The sequence below is a fragment of the Halogranum roseipondis genome, from assembly GCF_059695585.1.
Window position 1 is genome coordinate 55,270 of the sequence record NZ_CM185235.1, and the last position, 20,721, is coordinate 75,990.

Sequence of the window (20,721 nt, forward strand, 5' to 3'; positions counted from 1 at the left end):
GCAATCAACGTTTTGTCACTGCAGCGAGAGTGAACCAACCATGTGGGAGGAGGTTCACCGATGCCACCGATGAGGAGACGGTCGGCGTCCCGACGGCGAGGAGCGACGGACGACCGGCGGAGACGGAGGGATCGATGACCGAAGGCGACGCGCTCATCCTCGCGGTCGCCTCGCGGAGTCGGAACCTCGAACTGATGACGAAACTCCTCGACGAGGCCGGCTACCGGGTGTTGACCGCAGACGACGCCGACGAGTTCGACGGACTGCTACAGGAAGCCGACGGGGTGTCGCTGACGGTGCTCGACATCGACGGGTTCACCGAGGAGATCTGGAATCGGTGTGAGCGACTGCAGTCGCTCGACGTCCCCGTCCTCGTGCTCTCGAAACGACTCCCGAGCGAGGTCCGACAGAAGGCGTTGTCGCTCGGTGCACGGCAGTTACTCGAGAAACCGGTTCGGAAGAGCGAACTCCGGCAGTCGGTGCAGTCGCTCGTCGCCACGCAACGACCCTCCGAGTGACGTCGTACCCTCCGAGTGACGTCGTACCCTCCGAGTGACGTCGTACGCAGCGTCGCTCCCGCTCGTAACGACAGCAGTCTCTCGAGCCGGTCGACCGGCCGGTCGTTGTGGAACGTCACCTCTCCACAATCCTTATGTTCGTAAGTGACGTTCGTTCAACCGTATGGCGAAAGGTAAAGTGGCGTTCTTCAACGACACAGGCGGCTACGGTTTCATCGAGACGGACGAGGCGGACGAGGACGTGTTCTTCCACATGGAAGACGTCGGCGGCCCCGATCTCGAAGAGGGACAGGAAGTAGAGTTCGAGATCGAACAGGCGGACAAAGGGCCGCGAGCGAAGAACGTCGAACGACTCTGAGACGACGTCAGACTGCTTCTACGCGGTCCGAGTGAGAGCGACGCCCTCCGCCCCGTCGACGGACAGTCCGTCCGGGGCGAACAGACGCGTCTGTCCGAGCGACACAGTCAAGAGGGTCTGTGTGAAACGTTGTGTCGGCGCACACTGTGCGCGGTCTGTCACCACACTGTCGTCGACAGTGGGGTATCCCACGCGGTTTTCCCCTCCCAGACGGTGAGTCGACGAGCGACGCGACGGTTGCGTCGTCCGCACGTGTTCACTCCGAGAGACTGGCCAGCACGCCTTTGCGTTCGGCGCGAGTCTCCCTTGCTGAATGACGTACGAGACGACCGTCGCCGACGTCACCCGACTCACACCCGACGTCAAGCAGTTCCGCCTCGTCGCCGCGGACCACGCCTTCGACTTCCGTCCCGGTCAGCACACGACCGTCCAGTTCGAGCAGGACGGCGAGGAGGTCGTTCGCCCCTACACTGCGACCAACCTCCCCGGCACCGACGAACTCACGCTCGCCATCCGTCGGTACGACGACGGCACCGCGTCCGTCTGGATGCACGAACGGGAGCGCGGCGACACCGTCGAAGTCGGTGACGTCGACGGCAACCTCTACGTTCGCGACTTCGATTCGGACGTCGTCTTCGTCGCCACCGGGACCGGGATCACGCCGATGGCGGCGATGCTCCGGAACTACGCCGACCGCGGGGAGGGCGACGCTCACCTGTTCGTCGGCGAGAAGACCCGAGAGGACCTCATCTACCGCGAGACGTTCGACCGGACGGCGGCCAGCAACGACAACGTCGACGTCACCTACTCGTTGTCCGAGGAGGAGTGGAACGGTCCGACCGGTCACGTGCAGAACCAACTCACCGGCGAACTCGCGTCGCTGGAAGACAAGGACTTCTACGTCTGTGGCGTCCCCCAGATGGTCGTCGAGACGACCGACCTGCTGAAAGACGAGGGCGTGTCCGAAGACCGTATCTACACCGAGGGGTGGGAGGGCGACGAGGTCGCAGACGACGAAGACGGAGACGGGGACGGGGACGAGAGCGAGTAGGCGATGGCCAGTAGACACACGTATCCGGCGTCCGCACCGTACCGTATGTCGCATCAGTTCACCGATGACGACCGCGGCAAACCGGTGGTCACACACGACGGCGAACGCGTCGGCACGGTCGCAGACGTCGCCGACGGCGCGGCGACGTTCGAGGCCGACAAGGACCTCCCCGGCCCGCTCCGGGAGGCACTCGGCGTCGAGGAAGGCGTCAAGTCGACGATGCAGAACGAACAGATCTCGAAAGTGACGGCCGACGAAGTTCGGCTGACGAAGCTCTAGCGTAGTCGTTCTTTCTCGTCCAGCGATACGCTTTCCCGTCACGGTCGTGTGGGTGGGTCATGGACAACGCTCTGACGAACTGGCTGCTCGCACTCATCGCGGCGCTCGTGGCCGTGCTCGTCCTCGCGACGACCGGGCCGGAGTTCGTCGCCCCACTGGAACCCATCGCGACCGTGCTGTCGCTCGTGACCTTCCTGACGTTCGTCATCGCCACCGGCGCGTTTCTCGTCTACACGGCGAGCTTTCGCGACTAGAGAGATCGAAGCTACTGCCCGAACTGCTCGACCTCCTGCTTGCGGAGTTCGACGCGGCGGATCTTCCCACTCGACGTCTTCGGCAGTTCGTCGACGAACTCGACGCGTCGAGGATACTTGTACGGGGCCGTCTCCTCCTTCATGAACGCCTGCAACTCATCGACCAGTTCGTCGCTCGGGTCGTACCCCTCCGCGAGGACGACGTAGGCTTTGACGACGTCGCCGCGTTCCTCGTGCGGGCTGGCGACCGCTGCTGCCTCGGCGACCGCGGAGTGCGAGATGAGCGCGTCTTCGACCTCGAACGGACCGATGCGGTAGCCCGCCGAGATGATGATGTCGTCGGCGCGACCCTCGAAGAAGAAGAACCCGTCCTCGTCGCGGGAGGCGAGGTCGCCGGTGCGGTAGTACTCTCCGGAGAACGTCTGTTCGTCGAGGTCGGGCTTCTCGTAGTAGCCGTCGAAGATGCCGGGACAGCCGACGGGGACGGCGATCTCGCCGATCTCGCCCGGCGGCAGTTCGTTCTCGTCGTCGTCGACGATGGTGGTCCCGAGACCGGGCGTCGGCTTCCCCATACTGCCGGGCTTCACGTCGATGCCGGGGTAGTTGGTGACAAGCGCGACCGTCTCGGTCTGGCCGTAGCCGTCGCGGGGGGTGACGCCGAACGCCTCTTCGACGCGCTCGATCGGTTCGCGGTTGAGCGGTTCGCCCGCCGAGAGCGCGGCCGTCAGGTCGATGTCGTACTCCGAGAGGTCGACCTGCGTGAACATCCGGTACTGCGTCGGGACCGCACAGAGACGGGTGACGCCCTCTTCGTCCATCACCTGTAAGAAGGTCTCGGGGTCGAACTCGCCCTCGTAGATGAGCTGTGACGCCCCGGTCGTCAGGCCGACGCCGACGGGGCTCCAGAACCACTTGGCCCACCCCGTCCCCGTCGTCGCCCAGAGCAGTTCGTCTTCGAGGTCCGACTCGGCGGTGACGCCCCACCAGTAGGGCGCGTTGACGAGCTCGAAACAGCGCATCCAGCGGTGTTTGTGGCGAACCGGTTTCGGGTTGCCCGTCGTCCCGGAGGTGTAGTTGATAGACATCGGGTCCTCGGCGGCGAGGTCGGGGCCGTCGTGTTCGTCCGACTGGCCGTCGAGTAAGTCCCCGAACGCCTGCCAGTCGCCCGGTGCGCCGTCCAGCGAGACGAACGTCTCGAGCGGCGAGTCGTCGGCGATCGGGTCGACCATCTCCGTCAGGTCGGCGTGGGCGACGACCGTCGTCGCCTCGCAGTCGTCGGCGCGGAACTGCAGGTCCTTCGGTTTCAGCATCTCCGAACAGGGGACGAGCAGCGCGCCGCGTTTCAGCGCTCCCAGTTGGACGGCGAACCCGTCGGGATGCCGCGGGAACAGATGCATCACGCGGTCGCCCTTCCCGACGCCCAACTCCGCGAGCGCGTTCGCGAAGCGGTTCATGTCCCGGCGGAGGTCCTCGTAGGTTCGCTCCTCCCGTGTCCCGTCGGCGTCGCGGAAGTAGACGGCGACCCGGTCGCCGAACGAGTCGGCGTGGGACTCGACGACCGACGGGAGGTTGTAGTCGGCGGGGATGTCCCACTCGAACGATGCGACGGCGTCGTCGTAGTCGATTGCCATAACCGAGAGTCGAAAAGCTCAGGGATAATCATTTGGGTGATGCGGACTCCTCACCGTCGGTCGGTGAGGCGGTGGGCGTGGACGCTCAGGCGGTCGGCCGTCCCTCGGAGTCGTCGGCAGCGACGCCCGCCGTCCGGCGGCGTTCACCGCGCGACCGTTCGTACAAGGCGAGCGCCAGCGCGCCGAGTCCGAGCAGGAGGACGACGAAGCTCACCACGCCGCCGAGACCGAACGGGAGGAGTTCCAGCGCGGCCAGCGCCAGCAGTCCGAGCAGGAGCGCACCCCAGCGCGACGACCGGTCGGCGAGGTCGAGCGCCTTCGTCCCGACGAGGTACGCGCCGAACACCTGTCCGACCCAGAGCGCGAACGCGAACACGACGACCCCGAGCAGCGACAGCGGGATGCCGACGATGGTGAGGAGGAGGATCACCAGCAGAATCGGCACGCCGACGAGCGTCAGCAGTCCGACGCCGCCGCTCCGGAGCGCCCGGTTCGTGCCGACGTCGACGACCTCTTCGGCGAACCGCGGGACGGCCAGCAGCAGCACCGCCCCGAGCAGGAGATTCGCGAGGAACCCGTAGGCGACGACGACGATGGGCGGGATCGTCGGTACCGCGAAGTCGACGCCGCCGGCGAACGGCGACCCGACGTTGAACGAGAGGTCGTCGTTCTGCGTGGTCGCCCCGGCGACGGACGCGCCGGGGGCGACGTCGAACGTCTCGGCGTCGTACTCGAGGTTGCCGCCGACCACCGCGGTCGGCCCGAGCGTCACTTCGTCGCCGCCGAGGCGAGCGTTGCCGACGACTTCGCCGTCGAGTTGGATGGCGCCGGCGGCCGCCTCGAGCGACCCGCCGATGCGTGCGCCGTCGCGTACGAGCACGCTCCCACCCAGCGCGTCAACGCTGCCGTCGACGTCGCCTTCGATGGTGACCGACCCGGCGACCGCCTGCACGTCGCCGGTGACGGTGCCCGAGACGACGACGGTGCCGCCGACCGCTTCGAGGTCACCGTCGACCGTCCCCAGTACGAGGACGGTGCCACCGGTCGCATCGAGGTCGCCGGAGACCGTCTCGTCCGGCCCGATTCTGACGATACCGCCGGCGCGCGTCTGGTCGCCCCGGTCGTCTTCCGTCGCCTGTGCCAGCGCGAGCGCCGGGACCGACCCCGCCACCACGAGGAGGACGACGAGCAGGACGCCGAGCCGGTGCCACGTCTGTCGAACGTTGTGAATCATTGAAATCACCGCGAGAGCGGAGGGCTCTCGTCGAGTGTAGATACGTGTCTCTGAGACATAAAATCCGCAGTGACGTTCGACAGCAATCGTCAGCGGAACGACGCTCGTCGCTCGGACCACAGTTCCGCGGAACTTACGTTTTTGTGAGTTGCCATCGAGTCCCGAATATGGAGTACACGACACTCGGTGACACCGGGATGGAGGTCTCTCGCATCTGTCTCGGCTGTATGAGCTTCGGAACGAGCGACTGGCGCGACTGGGTGCTCGACGAGGAGGAGGGGAAGGAACTCGTCGAGCGCGCGATCGACCTCGGGATCAACTTCTTCGACACCGCCAACATGTACTCCGAGGGCGAGTCCGAGCGCGTCCTCGGCGAGGCGCTGGAGGGTCGCCGCGAGGAGTCGGTCGTCGCCACGAAGGGGTACTTCCAGATGGACGAGAAGAACCCCAACTCGGGCGGCCTCTCGCGGAAGGCGATCGAACAGGAGTTGGAGAACTCCCTCGACAGACTGGGGATGGACACCGTCGACCTCTATCAGATCCACCGCTGGGACGACGACACGCCCATCGAGGGGACGCTGCGAGCGCTCGACGACGCCGTCCGACGCGAGAAAGTCCGGTACGTCGGCGCGTCGTCGATGTGGGCCCACCAGTTCGCCGAGTCGCTCCACACGGCCGACTCGCTGGGGGTAGAGCGGTTCGTCACGATGCAGAACCACTACAACCTGCTCTACCGCGAGGAGGAACGCGAGATGCTGCCGCTCTGTGAGAAGGAGAACGTCGGCGTCATCCCGTGGTCGCCGCTGGCGCGCGGGTGGTTAGCCCGCCCCCACGAAGAGGCACGTTCGACCACACGCGGCGAGACGGACAGTCTCGCACACGACCACCCGTATCTGGAGGGCGGCGGCCGCGAGATCAACGAGCGCGTGCAGGAACTCGCCGACGAGAAGGGCGTGAAGATGGCACAGATCGGTCTCGCGTGGCTGTTCCACAAGGAGTGGGTCGACGCCCCCATCGTCGGCACGACGAGCGTCGAGCATCTGGAGGAGGCCGTCGAGGCGCTGGATATCTCACTGTCGTCGAGCGAGATGGAGTATCTTGAGGAACCGTACCAGCCGGTTCGTGTGTCGGGACACGACTAATCGGGACGTTCCGACTCAGCACCTGCTCTCGTGAAACTGTTCGTCGACGGATAGAGATGGCGTGCTGAATGTAGAGGGTGTGTCGGTCATACCGTTTCGCGTGACTATTTTGGTAGAATTGGGTTGAGAAGGCCCGATTAACAAATGTTGCTAGTGAGCAGAATGTAATCAGGTGATACAGAGATGTCTAATTCTTGTTCATTGCATCCTTGCATTTTCAACGTATGATGCTGGGTCTTGTTTCCAGCAGAAACACTAAATTCGTACTGACCCGCTGGGAGTTCATCAGGGTCTTCGTAGAATTCGTGTTCTTCCAGCTGGTATTCTCTCCGTATCTGGTCTCCCCCATTTATACGCCTTCCCACTACTACCACATTCAACGGGGCACCAGTAGCATTCGACAGCTGGATTTGAACGGTTCCTCTGCGAAGATTACACCCCGTGAGAGGTACGACTCAGAGTAATCCAAGATATGAGAGGAGGGAACGACGGTTCATACTAGTTATTGTTATCCGTACGACAAAAAATTTCTGTGAGCGGATCGTGACCGACTTGCGCTCTGTATTCAGCATGACCTCAGAAACCTCCCCGAACGCTGTCAGAATCGGCGTGCTGAATAGAGAGGGTGAATCCATCATCACCGGTGGACCCGCATACTGACCCTAATATTTATATCTCTATTTTCATATAGTAGGTGCATGAAAGTTAGAGAGATACGTCGGCTCGTCAATAACCACGGTGTCAGTCCGATAATCCTCTCAGTAGCTGGCTTCGTGACGGTGGTTGTCGGGGTACATCAGGGGATTTTCCACGTTGCACCGGGCTACCAGGGGACGATTAACGCCGGTGGGGAAGCACTCGGTCGACGGGAGTGGTTACTCGCAGGAGTAGGGGTCGTTGGAGTTGTTGGAGCGGCTTTGTCCATCCGGAGGAAGCGTCTCTCCGTCGTGCCAGTGGTGGGAGGGGGAATCGTCCTATTCGAGGCGTTCCGGACTATCATTGTCGCCTGGAATGCGCTCCCCTATCCGCTTTTCACGGAAACGACCTACCGAACGTCTGGGGAGCCCGTCATGTTTATTCTCGGCGCAGAGCCCTTCATGCTCATCGCCGGTGGAGTTCTCCTTGTCGGCGCCGGAATCGCAGGGATACGAGGGCATACGGACCGAGAGAATGGTGATGAGATGTCGTCACCGCCATTGATCTCGGCATAGATAGGTTCCTGCTTTTCGGCGTTAGAATCGATCCAGTGCTGATGGCAATCGCCGTGGTCTCTCGCTGGTAATCAGCCAGAACAACCCCGGGGGACTGGTTCAGCGTGCCACTCGTCTGTAGATTGGTTAACTCCCGGCCGACTTGCGCCTTGAGTTCGGCACGGCCACAGCAACCTTACCGAACGCTGTCAGAAGGTGCGTGCTGACTCGATGGAAATTCTGCTACCCATAGAGCGCGTGAACAAAGTATGGGGCGCAAGAGACCGAGCTGAGTTCCGTGCCCGAGAGCACGTCGTGCTGACTGGTCCGAGTGCGCAGGAAGCCGAGACTTGGGCGAGACAGCCCGGATGCCGCTCGGCGGCATCCGGGAAAGCCCGCATAGGTGAATTTCTGTTCACGCACCGGCGTCCCATCCCGGAGGAACAAACCATGTACCTCGGAATCGACTTACACAAGCGGTACGCGCAAGTGGCAGTAATCGATCAGGCTGGTGAGCTTGTCGAAGAGGTTCGCGTCAAAAACGCGAACCTCGACGACCTCGCCCAGCGCTACGCTGGAGCCACAGCAGCGATCGAGGCAACCAGCAATTACTACCACGTCCATGATACTCTTTCAGAGTACTTGGACGTGGTTGTCGCCAACCCTGGCAAACTGAAGCTCATCGCTCACTCAGACAAGAAAACCGACCGCGTTGATGCGAAACAGCTCGCGCGGATGGTTCGGCTCAACTCCATCCCCGAGAGTTACGTCCCTACCGATGAGGTTCGGAAAGCCCGCGCACTCGTGCGCGGGCGACAGAAGTTGGTCGAAAACCGAACCAGCTACGCGAACAAAGTTCACGGGTTGCTTTCTGAGCACGGCATCACTGAAGACGTGAAACCGCTGAGTGTAGAGGGGCGAGAGTTCCTGCGGGAACTCTCGCTCCCGGCACCGTGGAACTCGTTGTTAGACTCCTACGCGACGATAATCGAGACGCTCACCGCTGAAATCGAGTCGCTCGAAATGGAGATCGAGGAACGCGCTGGGTCTCTGAAGGAGACCCAGCTGCTGATGACGATTCCTGGTGTCAGCTACTACTCAGCGTTGACGATCTACGCTGAACTCGGCGAGATCGAGCGGTTCGACGAGGACAAACAAGTCGTGAGTTACGTGGGATTGAACCCGGTGATCCGCGAGTCTGGCGACTCGCGGTTCGAGGGTGGCATCTCGAAACGAGGATCAGGACGGGTACGATGGATCCTCGTCCAGTGTACGTACGTCGCAGTTCACACCTGTAACGACGAGTACTTGCGTCGGTTCTACGACCGCTTGGCAAGTCGCAAGAGTTCCAAGAAAGCAATCGTGGCAACCGCGCGGAAGCTACTGGTATCGATTTACCACATGCTTGACCGGGAGGAAGTCTACGACCCACCGGGGGTGAGCGCCTGAGAAAGGGAACCTGAGGGACGCCGGTCCGGCGTCCCTCAGTGGCCGGGTGGAGCCAGCGTGAGCGACAGCTATAGCGGAACTCGTTCCGACCGCCTACCGGTTGTGGAGGTCTCAATCACCACGCAGCCTAGTGGTTTCGCGCCGTTGAAGAGCGAGAGACGTGAGATCGTGCGAACAACTTTATCGCCAGCGGTGGTTAGTTGAGCCAGCAGAATTTCCATAGGTGAACTCAGAGTGTGTGTTCAGCAGAAGAAATTTATCCGATTGCATGCAAGTGATATCACTGAGTTGAATTTATGTCTACGACACAAACTCGCCAAGTGATGTTCTCTGGAAGGTGGTGGATGCCAATTCTGATGATTCCAGTGCTATTCCTCCTGTGGCTCTCGATTACACTAGTTAACATCTCCTTTGCCCCCTCTCTCGGAGGGCAGTTTTCTGGATATCTCGTTGCGGTTGCATCAGCACCAATCCTCGTGAGTTTCGTTGTCTCTCTATTTGCGCCATTTGCGCTCTATCACGATCGAAAGTACGTCAGCGAACGGTCTGAGTGGACGCCAACCCTTCTCTACTTGCTCGTTTTTATCCCGCTACTGAACGTTCTCGTGTCGAGTATCTACCTCGTTCAGCGACATCGATTTGTGGGCACTCCGTAACCCGCGTCTTTGACACCGAGTGAGAGTGGACAAGAACCAAACACTCCCGGTTGTGGACTGACCGACTTGCGCTCTCTATTCAGCACGAACTCTAAGATCAGTCACTTAGCGGTCAGCTCTACAGAAGCGGCCACTCAGTCGTCGCCCGTCGTCATCGACCCCCGCGACAGGACCGTCTTCTCGGAGAGTCGCTTGACCGCCCGCGACGCCACGACGGCGATGGTGATCTCGGCCCCGCCGACGACGAGAAACGCCGGGACGTAGCCCGCGGCCTCGGTGGCAGCCCCGCCGAGGAGGAACCCGGTCAGGAAGCCCAGACTCCCGAAGACGTTGAACCCGCCGAGCGCCGCGCCTCGCTCGTCGGGGGCGGCGACGTCCGTCACGAGTGCCATCGTCGCCGGAGCGACGAGCGCACCGGCGATCCCGACGAGCACCATCGCCGCGGCCGCCAGCGGCAGCGTCGGTGCGGCGACGACGCCGACGATGGTCAGACCGTAACAGAGCGACCCGACGACGACGGGGACGAACCGGCCGACGCGGTCCGAGAGGATCCCGGCAGGATACTGAAACAGCGCGAACGGGACGAAGAACGCGGCCAGCATCGCGCCCGCGCCGGCCGCGTCGAGGCCGAACGTCTCGCGGAAGTAGTAGACGCCGACGAGCGCGAAGAAGCCGGCCGTCATGCGGTCGATGAAGCCGAACGCGAAGGGGACGAGCAGTGCCGGACGGTCGGTCAGGCGGCCGAGTGCGCCGCCGACGTCACGGTCGGTCGACCGCTCCGCACGGTCGGTGACGGTCGCGAGCAGGCCGGCGACGACGACGAGCACGCCCGCGGCGGCGACCAGCGGCGCCAACGGGTCGACGACGGTGAGTCGGCCGCCGACGACGGAGCCGAGGGCGGCCCCGAGGCCGATGGCGATGCCCGCCGCCCCCATGTTGCGGCCGTGGCCGCCGGAGAGATCCGACAGCATCGAGATGGAGAGCGAGAACGCGCCGATGGTGAACGCGCCGCCGACGGCGCGAACGGCGAGCACCCCGGCGAACGGGAGCCCCAGCTGGGGTGCGAACGCGAGCGCCAGATACGACGCCGCACCGCCGAGTGCACCGACGACGACGAGCGGGACGCGTCGACCGAGCGTGTCGCTGAGCGCACCCCAGACGGGTGCAAAGAGGACGAAGGCGACGAACTCGGCGACGAGGAAGTACATCCCGGCGTCGAGGTCGCCCGTCGCTCCGAGCGCGGTGACGAGATCCGAGACGCCGGGGTAGAGAAAGACCTGCGAGACGAGCACCGCCCAGACGGCACCCGCGAGCACGACCCGGTCTCGGCGCTGTGAGCCCATGAGTTGACTGACGGTCGGTAGCGTGAAATCCTTGGCGTCTTCCCGTCGACTCGCTCAGGCGACGGTGACGTCGCCGACGTCGAAGAAGGCGGTCTCGTACCCCTCGTGACGGGCGAGTTGCGTCGGGACGTCGACCGCGACGGTGACGCCGTCGTCGACGGTGAGTCCTTCGACCGGCGCACCGTAGTGCAACCCGGCTTCGGGGTCCAGCCCCGCCTGCAGTTCGCCGTCGAAGGCAGTCTCGCCGTCGCGGTCGACCGTCGCCGACAGCGACATGCCGGGGACGAGATAGCCGTTGTACCGCGTCCTCGCCGAGACGAGGAGGTAGGGGACGTCGCCGAACCGCTCGTCGGTGACGACCTGGGCGCTGAAGGCGAGGTCCTCGCTCTCACTTTTCCCTTCGCCGATTGCGTCGCCGGGCAGCGAGTCGGGAGCGACCCCGGTCGGCATCTCCATCTCCATCGCCGGGAGCGCGCCGCGTTCGCCCTGTCGGTCCTCGAGGAGCTGATACGGGATGTCGTTGCGCTTCCCCTCGCGGTAGTCGAACTGGAGCTCGGCGGTGGCGGCCTCGGCGAACTTCCCCTCGAAGGAGCCGAACCGCTCGAACGGGACGCCCGCGACGGTGACGTTCACCGTGTAGACGTCGTTGCCGTCGAGCGCGACGTTGTCGCCGTAGTGGACGCCCATCTGCTGGGAGAACATCGGGTAGACGACCTCCTGGTAGACGAGGCCATCGTCGTTGGTGACTTCGACCGTGACGTCGGTGGAGGGGACGACGACGCCGGTCTCGGGTTCCCAGACGATTGCCATGAGGTGGACGGTGTCGTCGGATTGAAGCGGCACCTCCGTCGAGGTCCACTCGCCGCCGTCGTTCTCGACCATCCAGAACCGGTGGGCGTAGCTGTACATTAGCCCCACTTTCAGGTCGCCGGCGTCGCCCATCCCGATCATCTCCATCCCCTCCTTGTGCGTCGGGATGTAGATCGCGTCCGGCCGGTTCTCTACGAGCGGCGGCTCGCTATTGGTCGACGTCTGAAAGAGGTTCGTGACGCTCGTACAGCCGGCGAGCGAGCCGGTGAGGCCGAGACCGGCCGCACCGAGAAACGTCCGTCGTTGCATTACGCCCAGTTTAGGAACTCAGCGGGTTACGGGTTCTGGTACAGCCGTCGAACGAGCGGCCGTCAGACGATCGACCGCCTACTCGCCGGCGAGCAGGTCGTCGACGAGGCGAGTGAAGCGATCGAGGAAGCGGTCGGGCAGCGAGGGGGACACCGACGAGAGCAGCTCCGTGGTCGCGTCGGGGCGATCGAGCACGAGCGTCACCCGGTTTCGAGCGTCGCGCTCCTTCGTCACGACCTCCTGCTCGACGAGGTGGTCGAGATGCCACTCCAGCGTGCTTCGGGCGACACCGACGCCGTCGGCGACGGTCGCCGGGTCGCTCGGCCCGTGTTCGAGCAGGTAGCCGATGACGTCGCGGGCGGTCTCCCGTCGGACGAGCGCGAGCGCGCCGCGCTCCCACTCGGAGAACGTCGGCGGGTAGTAGTGGGTCCGTCCGTACAGTTCCTCGGCGGCGACCGTCTCCGACCCGGTGAGTCGCCGGAGGTGGTACTGGACCTGTCCCGGCGCGAAGTCGGTGCCGCGGACGAGTTCGTTGAAGTGGACGCCCGGATGGTCGCGGACGTAGCTCGCGATGCTGTCTCGGGTCGCGCTCATCGGTTCACCCCCGCCGCCGACTCGACGCGGCGAGCGTAGTAAACCGCCGCGAGCACCAGCGTCACCAACACGAAGTCCAGCGCGTGCTCGGCGGTGTGGTGCGGACCGAACGGCATGACGCCGCTCATAGTGAGCACGGCGACGGCGCTCCGGGCCAGCACCGCAGACAGCGCGAGCGCGACGAGGAGGTACGACCCCGACCGACGCTGTGCGAAGGCGGCGATGCCGAGCGCGGCGACGACGGCCGAACCGAGGCCGGCGAGCGACACCGCGACGACCAGCATCGGCGTCACCGTCGTGGCGACGTGACAGGGGACGACGAGCAACCCGTTCACGAGCGACCCCCCGCAGGAGGGGCGGAACGGAGAGACGACCGGCTGTTCATTAGCCGGCCCTACTCGCCGGAGACTCAAATGCCGATTGGTGTGTCGCTCGAAACCTCGCCCGGTCCGGGGGACGGCTGAAGGGGGTCGGACTGATTCGTGAACCGGACCAGAACCCCTTAACGGCGCAGTCCCCTAGCCCGCGTATGTTCGAAGGGGCGTCCTCGCGCAGAGCGTTCATGAAGGCGGCCGTCGCCGCCGGCGGCGCCAGCGCCCTCGCGGCCTGTCTGGACCGGACCGAAGACGACGAGCCGATCCCGAGCGGGACGGACGACCCGTCGTCGCTACCGGACCGCCAACACGCCTGGAACGACGTGCTCCAGCACGACGAGGCGGGCAACGTCGAGGGGCCGCGCCACCAGCTGTTGCTGTATCTGAACCTCGACCACGACGGCCCGCCGACCGCGGACGACCGGGAGGTCGTCGAGTCGGCGCTCACGGCGCTCGACCGAGCCTACGAGCGGAGCCACGAGGGGATGATCTACTCCATCGCCTACTCGCCGACGTACTTCGATCGGTTCGACGAGTCGCTGCCGGAGGGGCTCGACCTCCCCGAACCACGGTCGCTCGCACCGTTCGAGGACCCCGAGTTCGACCGGCAGGACGCGCTGCTCCATCTGGGATCGACGCGCGCCGACGCGCTGCTGGAGGCCGAACAGGCGCTCACGGGAGAACGGGACGCCGCCAACGGCGTCACCGTCGAGTCGTCGCTCACGGACGTGCTGACGGTCGACTCGCGACGGACCGGGTTCGTCGGCCCGGGGATGCCCGCCGAGCGACAGGACGTCGAGGGAATCCCCGACTCGAAACCGGTGCCCGAGGCGTCGCCGCTGTTCATGGGGTTCAAAGCCGGCTTCGCGAAGAACCAGGCGACCGAGGACTACGTCACCCTGCAGGAAGGACCGTTCGCCGGCGGGACGACGAAACACGTCTCGAACCTTCGGCAGCGTCTCAAAGACTGGTACGTCGAACAGGACTACGACGACCGGGTCGCCGAGCTGTTCAGCCCCGTCCACGCCGCCGAGGGGATGGTCGACGGCGTCGGCGACAACCTCGGCGACGACAGCGGTCTCACACCCGAGATCATCGAGAGCATCGAAGACAACGCCACACAGTACGGCCGCGTCGGTCACGCCCAGAAGGCCACACGGGCCAACCGCGACGAGGAGGGGAACGTCCGCACCCTCCGACGGCACTTCGAGTCGACCGACGACGACGTCGCCAGCCTCCACTTCCCGTCGTTGCAGACGGGTATCTCCGTCTTCGAGGAGGTCCGCGAGGCGATGAACGGCACCGACCTCACGTCGAACCCGGCGATCCGCCAGCGAGTGAACAACGGCATCCTCGAGTACATCTTCGTCCGTCGTCGCGGCAACTTCCTCGTCCCGCCGCGCCGTCTCCGTTCGTTCCCGACCCCGACGGGCGAGAGCGAGTAGCGACGCGTCGAGCGAGCGGAGCGAGCGGCGGAGGGCGTTCCGATCAGCGCGAACGAGAGTTCAAGTGTGAGAACGAGCCCACCGACCCCGTGGTCTGACCAGCGCCACGAGTCGGTTCGCGGGAGTACGGGACGACGACTCGTGGGTTCGTTCGACTCGTCCCGTCTGTTCGCCTCTCACGACGCGTCGTTCGAGGTGTCGGTGGAGGCGGGAGCCGCGAGCAGCGAGACTCCGAGCGACGAGAGAGGACGTGGCGTCGACGTCGCATCCGCGACGTAACCGGCAGGAATGGAAGACATAATCGGCAGGAATGGAAGACGTAGTCGATTCGCGGCTTCGTGACCGTCGACCCCGATGGTCGCGGCGCGCGAGCGGCCTACAGTTCGGACTCGATCTTCGACTTCACGTTCCCCCACGAGGTGTCCTGGAGGAGCGTCCCGTTGACGAACACCGCTGGCGTCCCCGGGATGTCCCGCTGTTGGCCGCGCTGTTTGTCGGCCTCTAGCACCGGACGATAGGTTCCGTTGATAGCGTCGCCGCGGATGCCACAGCCGTCGGCGCCGACCGCCTCGGCCTCGTTCTGGACGAGGTCCATCGAGTAGCTGTCCTGGTTGGCGAACATCTGGTGGGAGAACTCGAAGAACGCCTCGTCGTCCATCGAGTCTTGGACGCCGCGGGCCGCGCTCGGAATCGCCCACGACCACTTCTCGCTCATCGGGATCGGGAAGTCGTGATGCTCGTAGCGGACGTCGCCGGACTCGACGAAGTTCGACTGGATCTTCGGCAGGACGTCGAGCGCGAACGTCGCACAGTGCGGACAGACGTAGTCCTCCCACGCTTTGACGACGACGGGCGCGTCCTCCGGACCCATGCTTGGTGCCGGGAGCTCCTGTACCGGCGACTCCTCGGCGATGTCGCAGTCGCCAGCATCACCGTTGCTGCTTCCACCGACACCGAGACAACCGGCGAGTCCGAGCGTTGCGCCCCCTCCGAGCGTCGCGAGGAGAGCACGGCGAGTCGTATCCATGTCTGAGACAGAGTGGTCGGGCTATTTAACCCTCAGGTCTTTGGACGAGACGCGCTAACAGTACACTATGCCGACCGTCGACTTCGAGGGGACCGAGATCGAGTGTGCCGAGGGAGCGATCCTCCGCGACGCACTGCTGGCCGCGGGCGAGACGCCACACAACGGCCGGGCACAGCAGTTGAACTGTCGCGGACACGGCACCTGTGGGACCTGCGCCGTCGAACTGACCGCTCCGGACGAGAGCGAAGACGCTCCGGCGGTGAACGACCTCACCGACCGCGAGCGGCGGCGACTGTCGTTCCCGCCGCACTCGCCCGACAGCGGGCTCCGACTCGCCTGTCAGACCCGCGTCTACGGCGATCTCGTCGTCACCAAACACGGCGGGTTCTGGGGACAGCACGTCCCCGAGGAGTAAGCGCGAAGGGGGTGCTCGCCGTCAGAGGAACGGCGGCTCCGTCGTCGGCAGCGAGATGAGCCACAGACTCAGTGCAGTGTACAGCATCATCACGAGGACGAACGAGTACTGGCTCCGGATCGCCTGTAGCCGACTGGGGAACAGTCCGTACGCGATGGAGTGAGCGGCCCAGATCGCGACCAGATGGCCGAGCAGGACGAAGACGATGTTGAGACTCCCGAACCACGCCGGCAGCGAGAGCACCAGCGGGTTCGATGGCGGCGTGAGCGGCGACCCGAGAACGGCGACGAGCGACGGAGAAAGCGAGACGAAGAACCCGAAGTAGTGTGCGAGATGATACCCCGCGGCGATCGCGACGAGCGGCGGGGCGAACAGAACGGCGAGTTCGCGGGTGGAGCGGTACGTTCGTAGGTAGTCTGCGGCGACCCGGGCGGCGAGCACGTAGAGGCCGAGGAACGCGGCGAACCCGCCGAGATAGGTCACGACGTAGATCAGAAGCGGCGGGAGGCCGAGTCCGGCGAGTCCTTCCACGAACGACGCGCCGGCCGTCGTCGTCACGAACCCGCTGAACGTCAGTTCCCAGACGAGCGCGACGACGAACGCGACGTCGGCTAACTCGTCGACGAAGCCGTCGTCGACGAGTCGCATCCCCGGCAGATGGAGCTGCAGACCCTCCTTCGTCCACGTGAGGGGTGCGACCCGGCCGTAGAACGCGAAGAAGACCGAGACGGGGTCGACGAAGTCGAACCAGTCGTCGGGGCCGAACAGCACCGCGCCAGCGACCGTGAGTGCGGAGTAGACGACGAGTGCCGTCGCGAGCGACGAGGGGAGTCTCGTCACCCCGGTCGCCGTCTCGACCCAGACGAGAGCGAGCAGTCCGGCGACCGCGGGCCAGCGGCCGAACCGCTCGGGGTACGCGACGAACCCGTTCGGGAGCAGCTCGGCGATCGTCCGCCAGGGGTCGAGTGCGGGCCAGACGTTGCCGAGGAGGTACGTCGCCATCGTGAGCCCTGCACGCATCCCGGCGAAGACGAGGACGATCGCGAAGTTCACCGTAGGCACCTGCGGACCGGTGAACCCTCGGAAGACGGCGAGAGAGAGCAGGAGGAGCCCCAGCGCCGAGAGCACCAGACGACCGCCCCGTTTGACGGTCCGACCGTCGCCCAGCGACCGTCGCCACGAGTGGATCGACTCGATGAACCGCCGGTCGGTGACGAAGCTCGCCAACAGACCGGACGCGCCGATGACGGCCCCGCCGGTCGCGACGTAGAGCCACCGCGGAACGCTGAGCGACTCCTGGGACGCCCCGTCGAGTCCGACGGCGGCGTTGCTCGCGGTGACCGTCCCGACGAACGCGACGGCGGCGAGCGCGACCACGACGAGTCGACTCGTCAGGTGGGCGATCGATCGCGGCGGTGTGTCGTCTCGAGAATCCATATTAGAGTGCGAAGAGGGCGTACATGAACAGGAACGCGAAGTACAGGAGGACGATGCCTCCGAGTGCGACGATACGGAACCGCCGGAGTTGCGACTCCTCTTCTTCGTACGCATCGCGGTACTGCTCTAACTCCGTCTCGCTGAGTTCGTCCGGATGACGAACGCCGCGGTGGTGGATGAGCAGCGTCTCCGTCGGATACGCTCCTCCGCAGGAGTCACAGCGGTACGGAGCGTCGGCTGCGTCGGCCGCGTCGGCGACGTTGGCTGCGTCTGGTGTCGACTCCGGCGTTGGTGTCGGGCGTGTCTCGTTCATGTGGAGTGTTCGGAACCGTTCAGCGTCATCGGCGCCATCTCGAAGAACGCGGTCTCGTAGCCGTCGTGGCGGGCAACCTGCGGCGGCACCGCGACGGTCAACTCGAGCGTGTCGTCGGACTCGACGGCGTCGACCTGTGCGCCGTAGTGGTAGCCGACCGACGGGTCGAGCGTGCGAGCCAGCGTCCCGTCGAACACGCGCTCCCCGTCGCGCGTCAGCGTCGCCTCGAGACCCATCATCGGAACGACGACCCCGTTGTGTGGTGTCCGCGCGGAGACGTAGAGATACGAGCCGTCGACGCCGAACCGACTGCCGTCGTCGACGGCGAACGCGTGAAACACGGCGTCGCCGCTCGTGGCGGAACCGAGTTTCCGTCCGGGGAGCGAGTCGACCGCGGGTGCGCGGCCGACCGGGAACCCCATCTCCATCGGTTCGATCGCGTCTCTCGTCCCCTTCCGGTCGTCGAGACGAGTGATCTCGACGTCGTAGAGGTCGTCGGTGTCGAAGGTGAAGTCGAACGCGACCGTCTCGACCTGTTCGAATCGGCCGGCGAACGACCCGGTTCGGTTCAGGCCGACGCCCCCGACTCGAACGGTCGCGGTGTAGTCGCCGCCGCCGTCGAGTTCGTAGTTCGACCCGTAGTGGAAGCCCATCTGCTGGGAGAGCATCGGATAGGCGACCTCCTGCGAGACGAGACTCCCTCCCTTCGTGATCTCGATACTCACGCCGGCGTCGAGCGGGAGGACGGTCTCCGTCTCGTCGTCCCACAGCGAGATCATCAGATGGATCGAGTCCTCGCTCTGAACGGGCGTCTTGGTCCGGTCGGTGCCTGCGACCGTCCAGAAGCGGTGGGGGTACGAGTACGTGAGTGCGACGCCGTACGGCCCCGCCGTCTGCTGGCCGTACATCTTCATCCCCTCGGTGACTGCGGGCACGTAGACCGCGTTCGGGCGGTTCTCGACGAGTGGGGGGTCACGCCACGCGGACTGTGTCTCGAATCCACCGAGACACCCTGCAACCGAGCCGAGACCGCCGACGGTCAGCCCCCGGAGGACCGACCGACGTGAGGCCGAGTACGGGTGTGTCATAGATTGATGAGTGCACCGAGCCAACGGCGGAGATTACGGCAGGACCGTATTGTCTCTTTTGACCCGGGCGTTCGTATCCAAACTGGGTCGGTCGAGTAAGAGTAGCTTGCGGAACGACCGTCGATTACGAGGATCGTACCAGTCGACGTGGCAATATATGCCGCTTTTCGGCGGCGACGCCGGGCGACGCGCTTGGGAGGATTTTTGGTAGTCCAACTGGAACCCACGCGTATGAGTACCGAAGATTCACACGACGACCACGGACACCATCTCCCCGCAGTCGAGGACTGGCCGCGCGGGTTCGGCGAGGCCAGTTGGTGGCCGTTCGTCACCGCCATCGGTGGGGCAGGCATCTACCTGGCCGCCGCGTTGTACATCATCGGCAACGGTGAGGACCCGCTCATCACCCCCGTCGCCGGACCGGCCGTCGGCATCGCCAGCGTCGGGATCTTCCTCGTCGGTATCTACGGCTGGCTGTACCACGCGTTCATCGTCAACTTCTGGGAACGCGGTGCGAGCGACGACCACGGCTCCGGACTCCGCTGGGGGATGATCGCCTTCCTCGGCTCCGAACTCGGGACGTTCGGCGCACTGTTCGGCTACTACTTCTACATCCGAGCAGGAGCGACGTGGCCGCCAGCAGGGCTCCCCGAACTGACGAGTTCGCTCGTCCTGGCCAACACCGCGCTGCTGGTCGCGTCGAGTTTCACGCTTCACTGGGCGGAGGTGTCGCTCCGTAACGAGAGCCGCCGGAGCTTCATCCTCGGACTGTTCTCGACGCTCGTGCTCGGGACCGTCTTCATCGGCGGACAGATCCTCGAGTACTACGAGTTCATCGTCCACAAGGGGTTCACCCTCACCGAGGGCATCTTCGCCTCGGCCTTCTTCGGACTGACCGGGCTGCACGGACTGCACGTGACGCTCGGTGCGGTGCTCATCGGGATCGTGTTCGTCCGCGCGCTCCGCGGACAGTACTCGGCCGAACGCCACGTCTCCGTCACGACCGCCTCCATGTACTGGCACTTCGTCGACGCCGTCTGGATCTTCCTGGTCGTCGTGCTGTACTTCGGCGCAGAACTCGGCGGCGCACTGCAGTAGACGCGCGGTCCCTTCTTTGGCCCACTTCGGCGTCGAGTGACGACGCCCGCGTCGGTCGAGAACCCACTTCAGAACTCGGAGTCGAAGCGAATCCACGGGTGCAGGCCGTGGAACCTGCAACGCGTGGACGCCGGAATGCCACGGTTCGACACCATCCGACCTTGACGGGCGGTTGCCGAACCGCATCAGACACTGCGTCCCCAACGGGATTAAGCGAAGTGGCCCAGTACTTACAACTTTTATTAGGGGGGGGGTGAGAGTGTGTCAGTCCTCGGCGTCGAACCACGTCTCCGGCCCCGGGACGACGTCCGTCAGGACGAACACGAGCAGCACGAAGTACGTCGCGAGACCGCCGCCGACGGCCGTGAACACCCATGCACCCGCCAATCTGGCGAGGAGCACGCCACCGCCGAGGACGGCGACGATGGAGAGCAGTTGCACCGACGGTCGGGCCCAGAGCCGTCGACTCCGGTCGGGAAACCGTGCCATGAGTAGTTCGAGCGCCAACGCGCCCGCGGCGCCGACGAGCAGCGGTCCGGGCCGGAGGAGATCGCCCGCTTCGACGCCCTCGACCCACGCGAGGAGGAGGACCGCGAACGCGACGACCGACGCGAGGAGTCCGTCCCGGTGTCTGGGGTTCATCGAGTAGCGTCGCCGACGCCGGGAGTTAACTCCACTCTCGGAAGCGACCGTCCTCGTCTCCGGT

General features: G+C 64.8%; 23 protein-coding genes. 12 read left to right on the forward strand and 11 right to left on the reverse strand.

Going from position 1 to position 20,721, the window contains the following annotated elements:
* Positions 1 to 29: 29 nt before the first annotated feature.
* The 5 genes from EOHIBHHM_RS00335 (at position 30) to EOHIBHHM_RS00355 (ending at position 2,460) form a co-directional block, all read left to right on the forward strand.
* Positions 30 to 518 (forward strand): response regulator, encoded by a 489-nt coding sequence (locus EOHIBHHM_RS00335; RefSeq protein ID WP_497253514.1) that lies wholly within the window; start codon positions 30 to 32, stop codon positions 516 to 518.
* A 163-nt stretch (positions 519 to 681) separates the two neighbouring features.
* Complete coding sequence (locus EOHIBHHM_RS00340) at positions 682 to 876, forward strand: cold-shock protein (protein WP_497253516.1); 195 nt, start codon at positions 682 to 684, stop codon at positions 874 to 876.
* Positions 877 to 1,189: 313 nt separating this feature from the next.
* Positions 1,190 to 1,927, forward strand: coding sequence for a ferredoxin--NADP reductase (locus tag EOHIBHHM_RS00345; RefSeq protein WP_497253518.1), 738 nt, complete (start codon positions 1,190 to 1,192; stop codon positions 1,925 to 1,927).
* A gap of 45 nt (positions 1,928 to 1,972) precedes the next feature.
* Complete coding sequence (locus EOHIBHHM_RS00350) at positions 1,973 to 2,206, forward strand: PRC-barrel domain-containing protein (RefSeq protein ID WP_497253520.1); 234 nt, start codon at positions 1,973 to 1,975, stop codon at positions 2,204 to 2,206.
* A gap of 59 nt (positions 2,207 to 2,265) precedes the next feature.
* Entirely contained in the window at positions 2,266 to 2,460 is a 195-nt protein-coding gene (locus tag EOHIBHHM_RS00355; RefSeq protein ID WP_497253522.1) for a hypothetical protein, read from the forward strand.
* Between the two features lie 11 nt (positions 2,461 to 2,471).
* Here the strand turns inward: EOHIBHHM_RS00355 and EOHIBHHM_RS00360 are convergent, their stop codons facing one another.
* Both EOHIBHHM_RS00360 and EOHIBHHM_RS00365 read right to left on the reverse strand, forming a co-directional pair.
* The gene (locus EOHIBHHM_RS00360; protein ID WP_497253524.1) at positions 2,472 to 4,091 is read right to left on the reverse strand and encodes an acetate--CoA ligase; all 1,620 of its coding nucleotides are present in this window, start codon (positions 4,089 to 4,091) and stop codon (positions 2,472 to 2,474) included.
* 85 nt (positions 4,092 to 4,176) lie between these two features.
* Entirely contained in the window at positions 4,177 to 5,325 is a 1,149-nt protein-coding gene (locus tag EOHIBHHM_RS00365) for a bactofilin family protein (RefSeq protein WP_497253526.1), read from the reverse strand.
* Positions 5,326 to 5,492: 167 nt separating this feature from the next.
* On the opposite strand from EOHIBHHM_RS00365, the gene EOHIBHHM_RS00370 reads away from it, so the two are divergent.
* The 3 genes from EOHIBHHM_RS00370 to EOHIBHHM_RS00380 all read left to right on the forward strand — a co-directional run bounded on the left by EOHIBHHM_RS00370 (position 5,493) and on the right by EOHIBHHM_RS00380 (position 9,106).
* Positions 5,493 to 6,467, forward strand: a complete 975-nt coding sequence (locus tag EOHIBHHM_RS00370; protein WP_497253528.1) for an aldo/keto reductase — start codon at positions 5,493 to 5,495, stop codon at positions 6,465 to 6,467.
* Positions 6,468 to 7,165: 698 nt separating this feature from the next.
* Positions 7,166 to 7,678: a hypothetical protein gene (locus tag EOHIBHHM_RS00375; protein WP_497253530.1), complete on the forward strand. Its 513-nt coding sequence runs from the start codon at positions 7,166 to 7,168 to the stop codon at positions 7,676 to 7,678.
* A 429-nt stretch (positions 7,679 to 8,107) separates the two neighbouring features.
* Positions 8,108 to 9,106, forward strand: coding sequence for an IS110 family RNA-guided transposase (locus EOHIBHHM_RS00380; RefSeq protein WP_497251491.1), 999 nt, complete (start codon positions 8,108 to 8,110; stop codon positions 9,104 to 9,106).
* Positions 9,107 to 9,896: 790 nt separating this feature from the next.
* On the opposite strand, the gene EOHIBHHM_RS00385 is transcribed toward EOHIBHHM_RS00380, so the two are convergent.
* The 4 genes from EOHIBHHM_RS00385 to EOHIBHHM_RS00400 form a co-directional block, all read right to left on the reverse strand.
* Positions 9,897 to 11,105: an MFS transporter gene (locus tag EOHIBHHM_RS00385; protein WP_497253532.1), complete on the reverse strand. Its 1,209-nt coding sequence runs from the start codon at positions 11,103 to 11,105 to the stop codon at positions 9,897 to 9,899.
* Positions 11,106 to 11,159: 54 nt separating this feature from the next.
* Positions 11,160 to 12,224, reverse strand: a complete 1,065-nt coding sequence (locus EOHIBHHM_RS00390; protein WP_497253535.1) for an iron transporter — start codon at positions 12,222 to 12,224, stop codon at positions 11,160 to 11,162.
* A gap of 78 nt (positions 12,225 to 12,302) precedes the next feature.
* Positions 12,303 to 12,818: a winged helix-turn-helix transcriptional regulator gene (locus EOHIBHHM_RS00395; protein WP_497253537.1), complete on the reverse strand. Its 516-nt coding sequence runs from the start codon at positions 12,816 to 12,818 to the stop codon at positions 12,303 to 12,305.
* A complete protein-coding gene (locus EOHIBHHM_RS00400) occupies positions 12,815 to 13,153 on the reverse strand; it encodes a DUF7471 family protein (RefSeq protein WP_497253539.1) in 339 nt (112 codons plus the stop codon). Before EOHIBHHM_RS00400 ends, EOHIBHHM_RS00395 begins: the two co-directional genes overlap by 4 nt.
* A 194-nt stretch (positions 13,154 to 13,347) precedes the next feature.
* Between EOHIBHHM_RS00400 and EOHIBHHM_RS00405 the strand changes: the two genes are divergently transcribed.
* Together EOHIBHHM_RS00405 and EOHIBHHM_RS00410 are read left to right on the forward strand one after the other, a co-directional pair.
* Positions 13,348 to 14,637, forward strand: a complete 1,290-nt coding sequence (locus EOHIBHHM_RS00405; RefSeq protein WP_497253541.1) for a DUF7405 family protein — start codon at positions 13,348 to 13,350, stop codon at positions 14,635 to 14,637.
* A 141-nt stretch (positions 14,638 to 14,778) separates the two neighbouring features.
* Entirely contained in the window at positions 14,779 to 14,916 is a 138-nt protein-coding gene (locus tag EOHIBHHM_RS00410; RefSeq protein ID WP_497253543.1) for a hypothetical protein, read from the forward strand.
* Between the two features lie 97 nt (positions 14,917 to 15,013).
* Here the strand turns inward: EOHIBHHM_RS00410 and EOHIBHHM_RS00415 are convergent, their stop codons facing one another.
* Positions 15,014 to 15,664, reverse strand: a complete 651-nt coding sequence (locus tag EOHIBHHM_RS00415) for a DsbA family protein (protein WP_497253545.1) — start codon at positions 15,662 to 15,664, stop codon at positions 15,014 to 15,016.
* A gap of 67 nt (positions 15,665 to 15,731) precedes the next feature.
* Here EOHIBHHM_RS00415 and EOHIBHHM_RS00420 point away from each other — a divergent pair, with 67 nt between their 5' ends.
* A complete protein-coding gene (locus tag EOHIBHHM_RS00420; RefSeq protein ID WP_497253547.1) occupies positions 15,732 to 16,079 on the forward strand; it encodes a 2Fe-2S iron-sulfur cluster-binding protein in 348 nt (115 codons plus the stop codon).
* Positions 16,080 to 16,100: 21 nt separating this feature from the next.
* Here the strand turns inward: EOHIBHHM_RS00420 and EOHIBHHM_RS00425 are convergent, their stop codons facing one another.
* From EOHIBHHM_RS00425 to EOHIBHHM_RS00435, 3 genes are read right to left on the reverse strand one after another with little or no spacing between them, the layout of a single operon-like run.
* Positions 16,101 to 17,516 carry a hypothetical protein gene (locus tag EOHIBHHM_RS00425; RefSeq protein WP_497253549.1) on the reverse strand — a complete coding sequence of 472 codons (1,416 nt, stop codon included), beginning with the start codon at positions 17,514 to 17,516 and terminating at the stop codon, positions 16,101 to 16,103.
* A 1-nt stretch (position 17,517) separates the two neighbouring features.
* Entirely contained in the window at positions 17,518 to 17,829 is a 312-nt protein-coding gene (locus tag EOHIBHHM_RS00430; protein ID WP_497253551.1) for a DNA-binding protein, read from the reverse strand.
* On the reverse strand, positions 17,826 to 18,917 hold the full coding sequence (locus EOHIBHHM_RS00435; RefSeq protein ID WP_497253553.1) for a DUF7350 domain-containing protein: 1,092 nt from the start codon (positions 18,915 to 18,917) through the stop codon (positions 17,826 to 17,828). Before EOHIBHHM_RS00435 ends, EOHIBHHM_RS00430 begins: the two co-directional genes overlap by 4 nt.
* A gap of 231 nt (positions 18,918 to 19,148) precedes the next feature.
* On the opposite strand from EOHIBHHM_RS00435, the gene EOHIBHHM_RS00440 reads away from it, so the two are divergent.
* Positions 19,149 to 20,015 carry a cytochrome c oxidase subunit 3 gene (locus tag EOHIBHHM_RS00440; protein WP_497253555.1) on the forward strand — a complete coding sequence of 289 codons (867 nt, stop codon included), beginning with the start codon at positions 19,149 to 19,151 and terminating at the stop codon, positions 20,013 to 20,015.
* 264 nt (positions 20,016 to 20,279) lie between these two features.
* On the opposite strand, the gene EOHIBHHM_RS00445 is transcribed toward EOHIBHHM_RS00440, so the two are convergent.
* Positions 20,280 to 20,657, reverse strand: a complete 378-nt coding sequence (locus tag EOHIBHHM_RS00445; RefSeq protein WP_497253557.1) for a hypothetical protein — start codon at positions 20,655 to 20,657, stop codon at positions 20,280 to 20,282.
* Positions 20,658 to 20,721 lie beyond the last annotated feature (64 nt).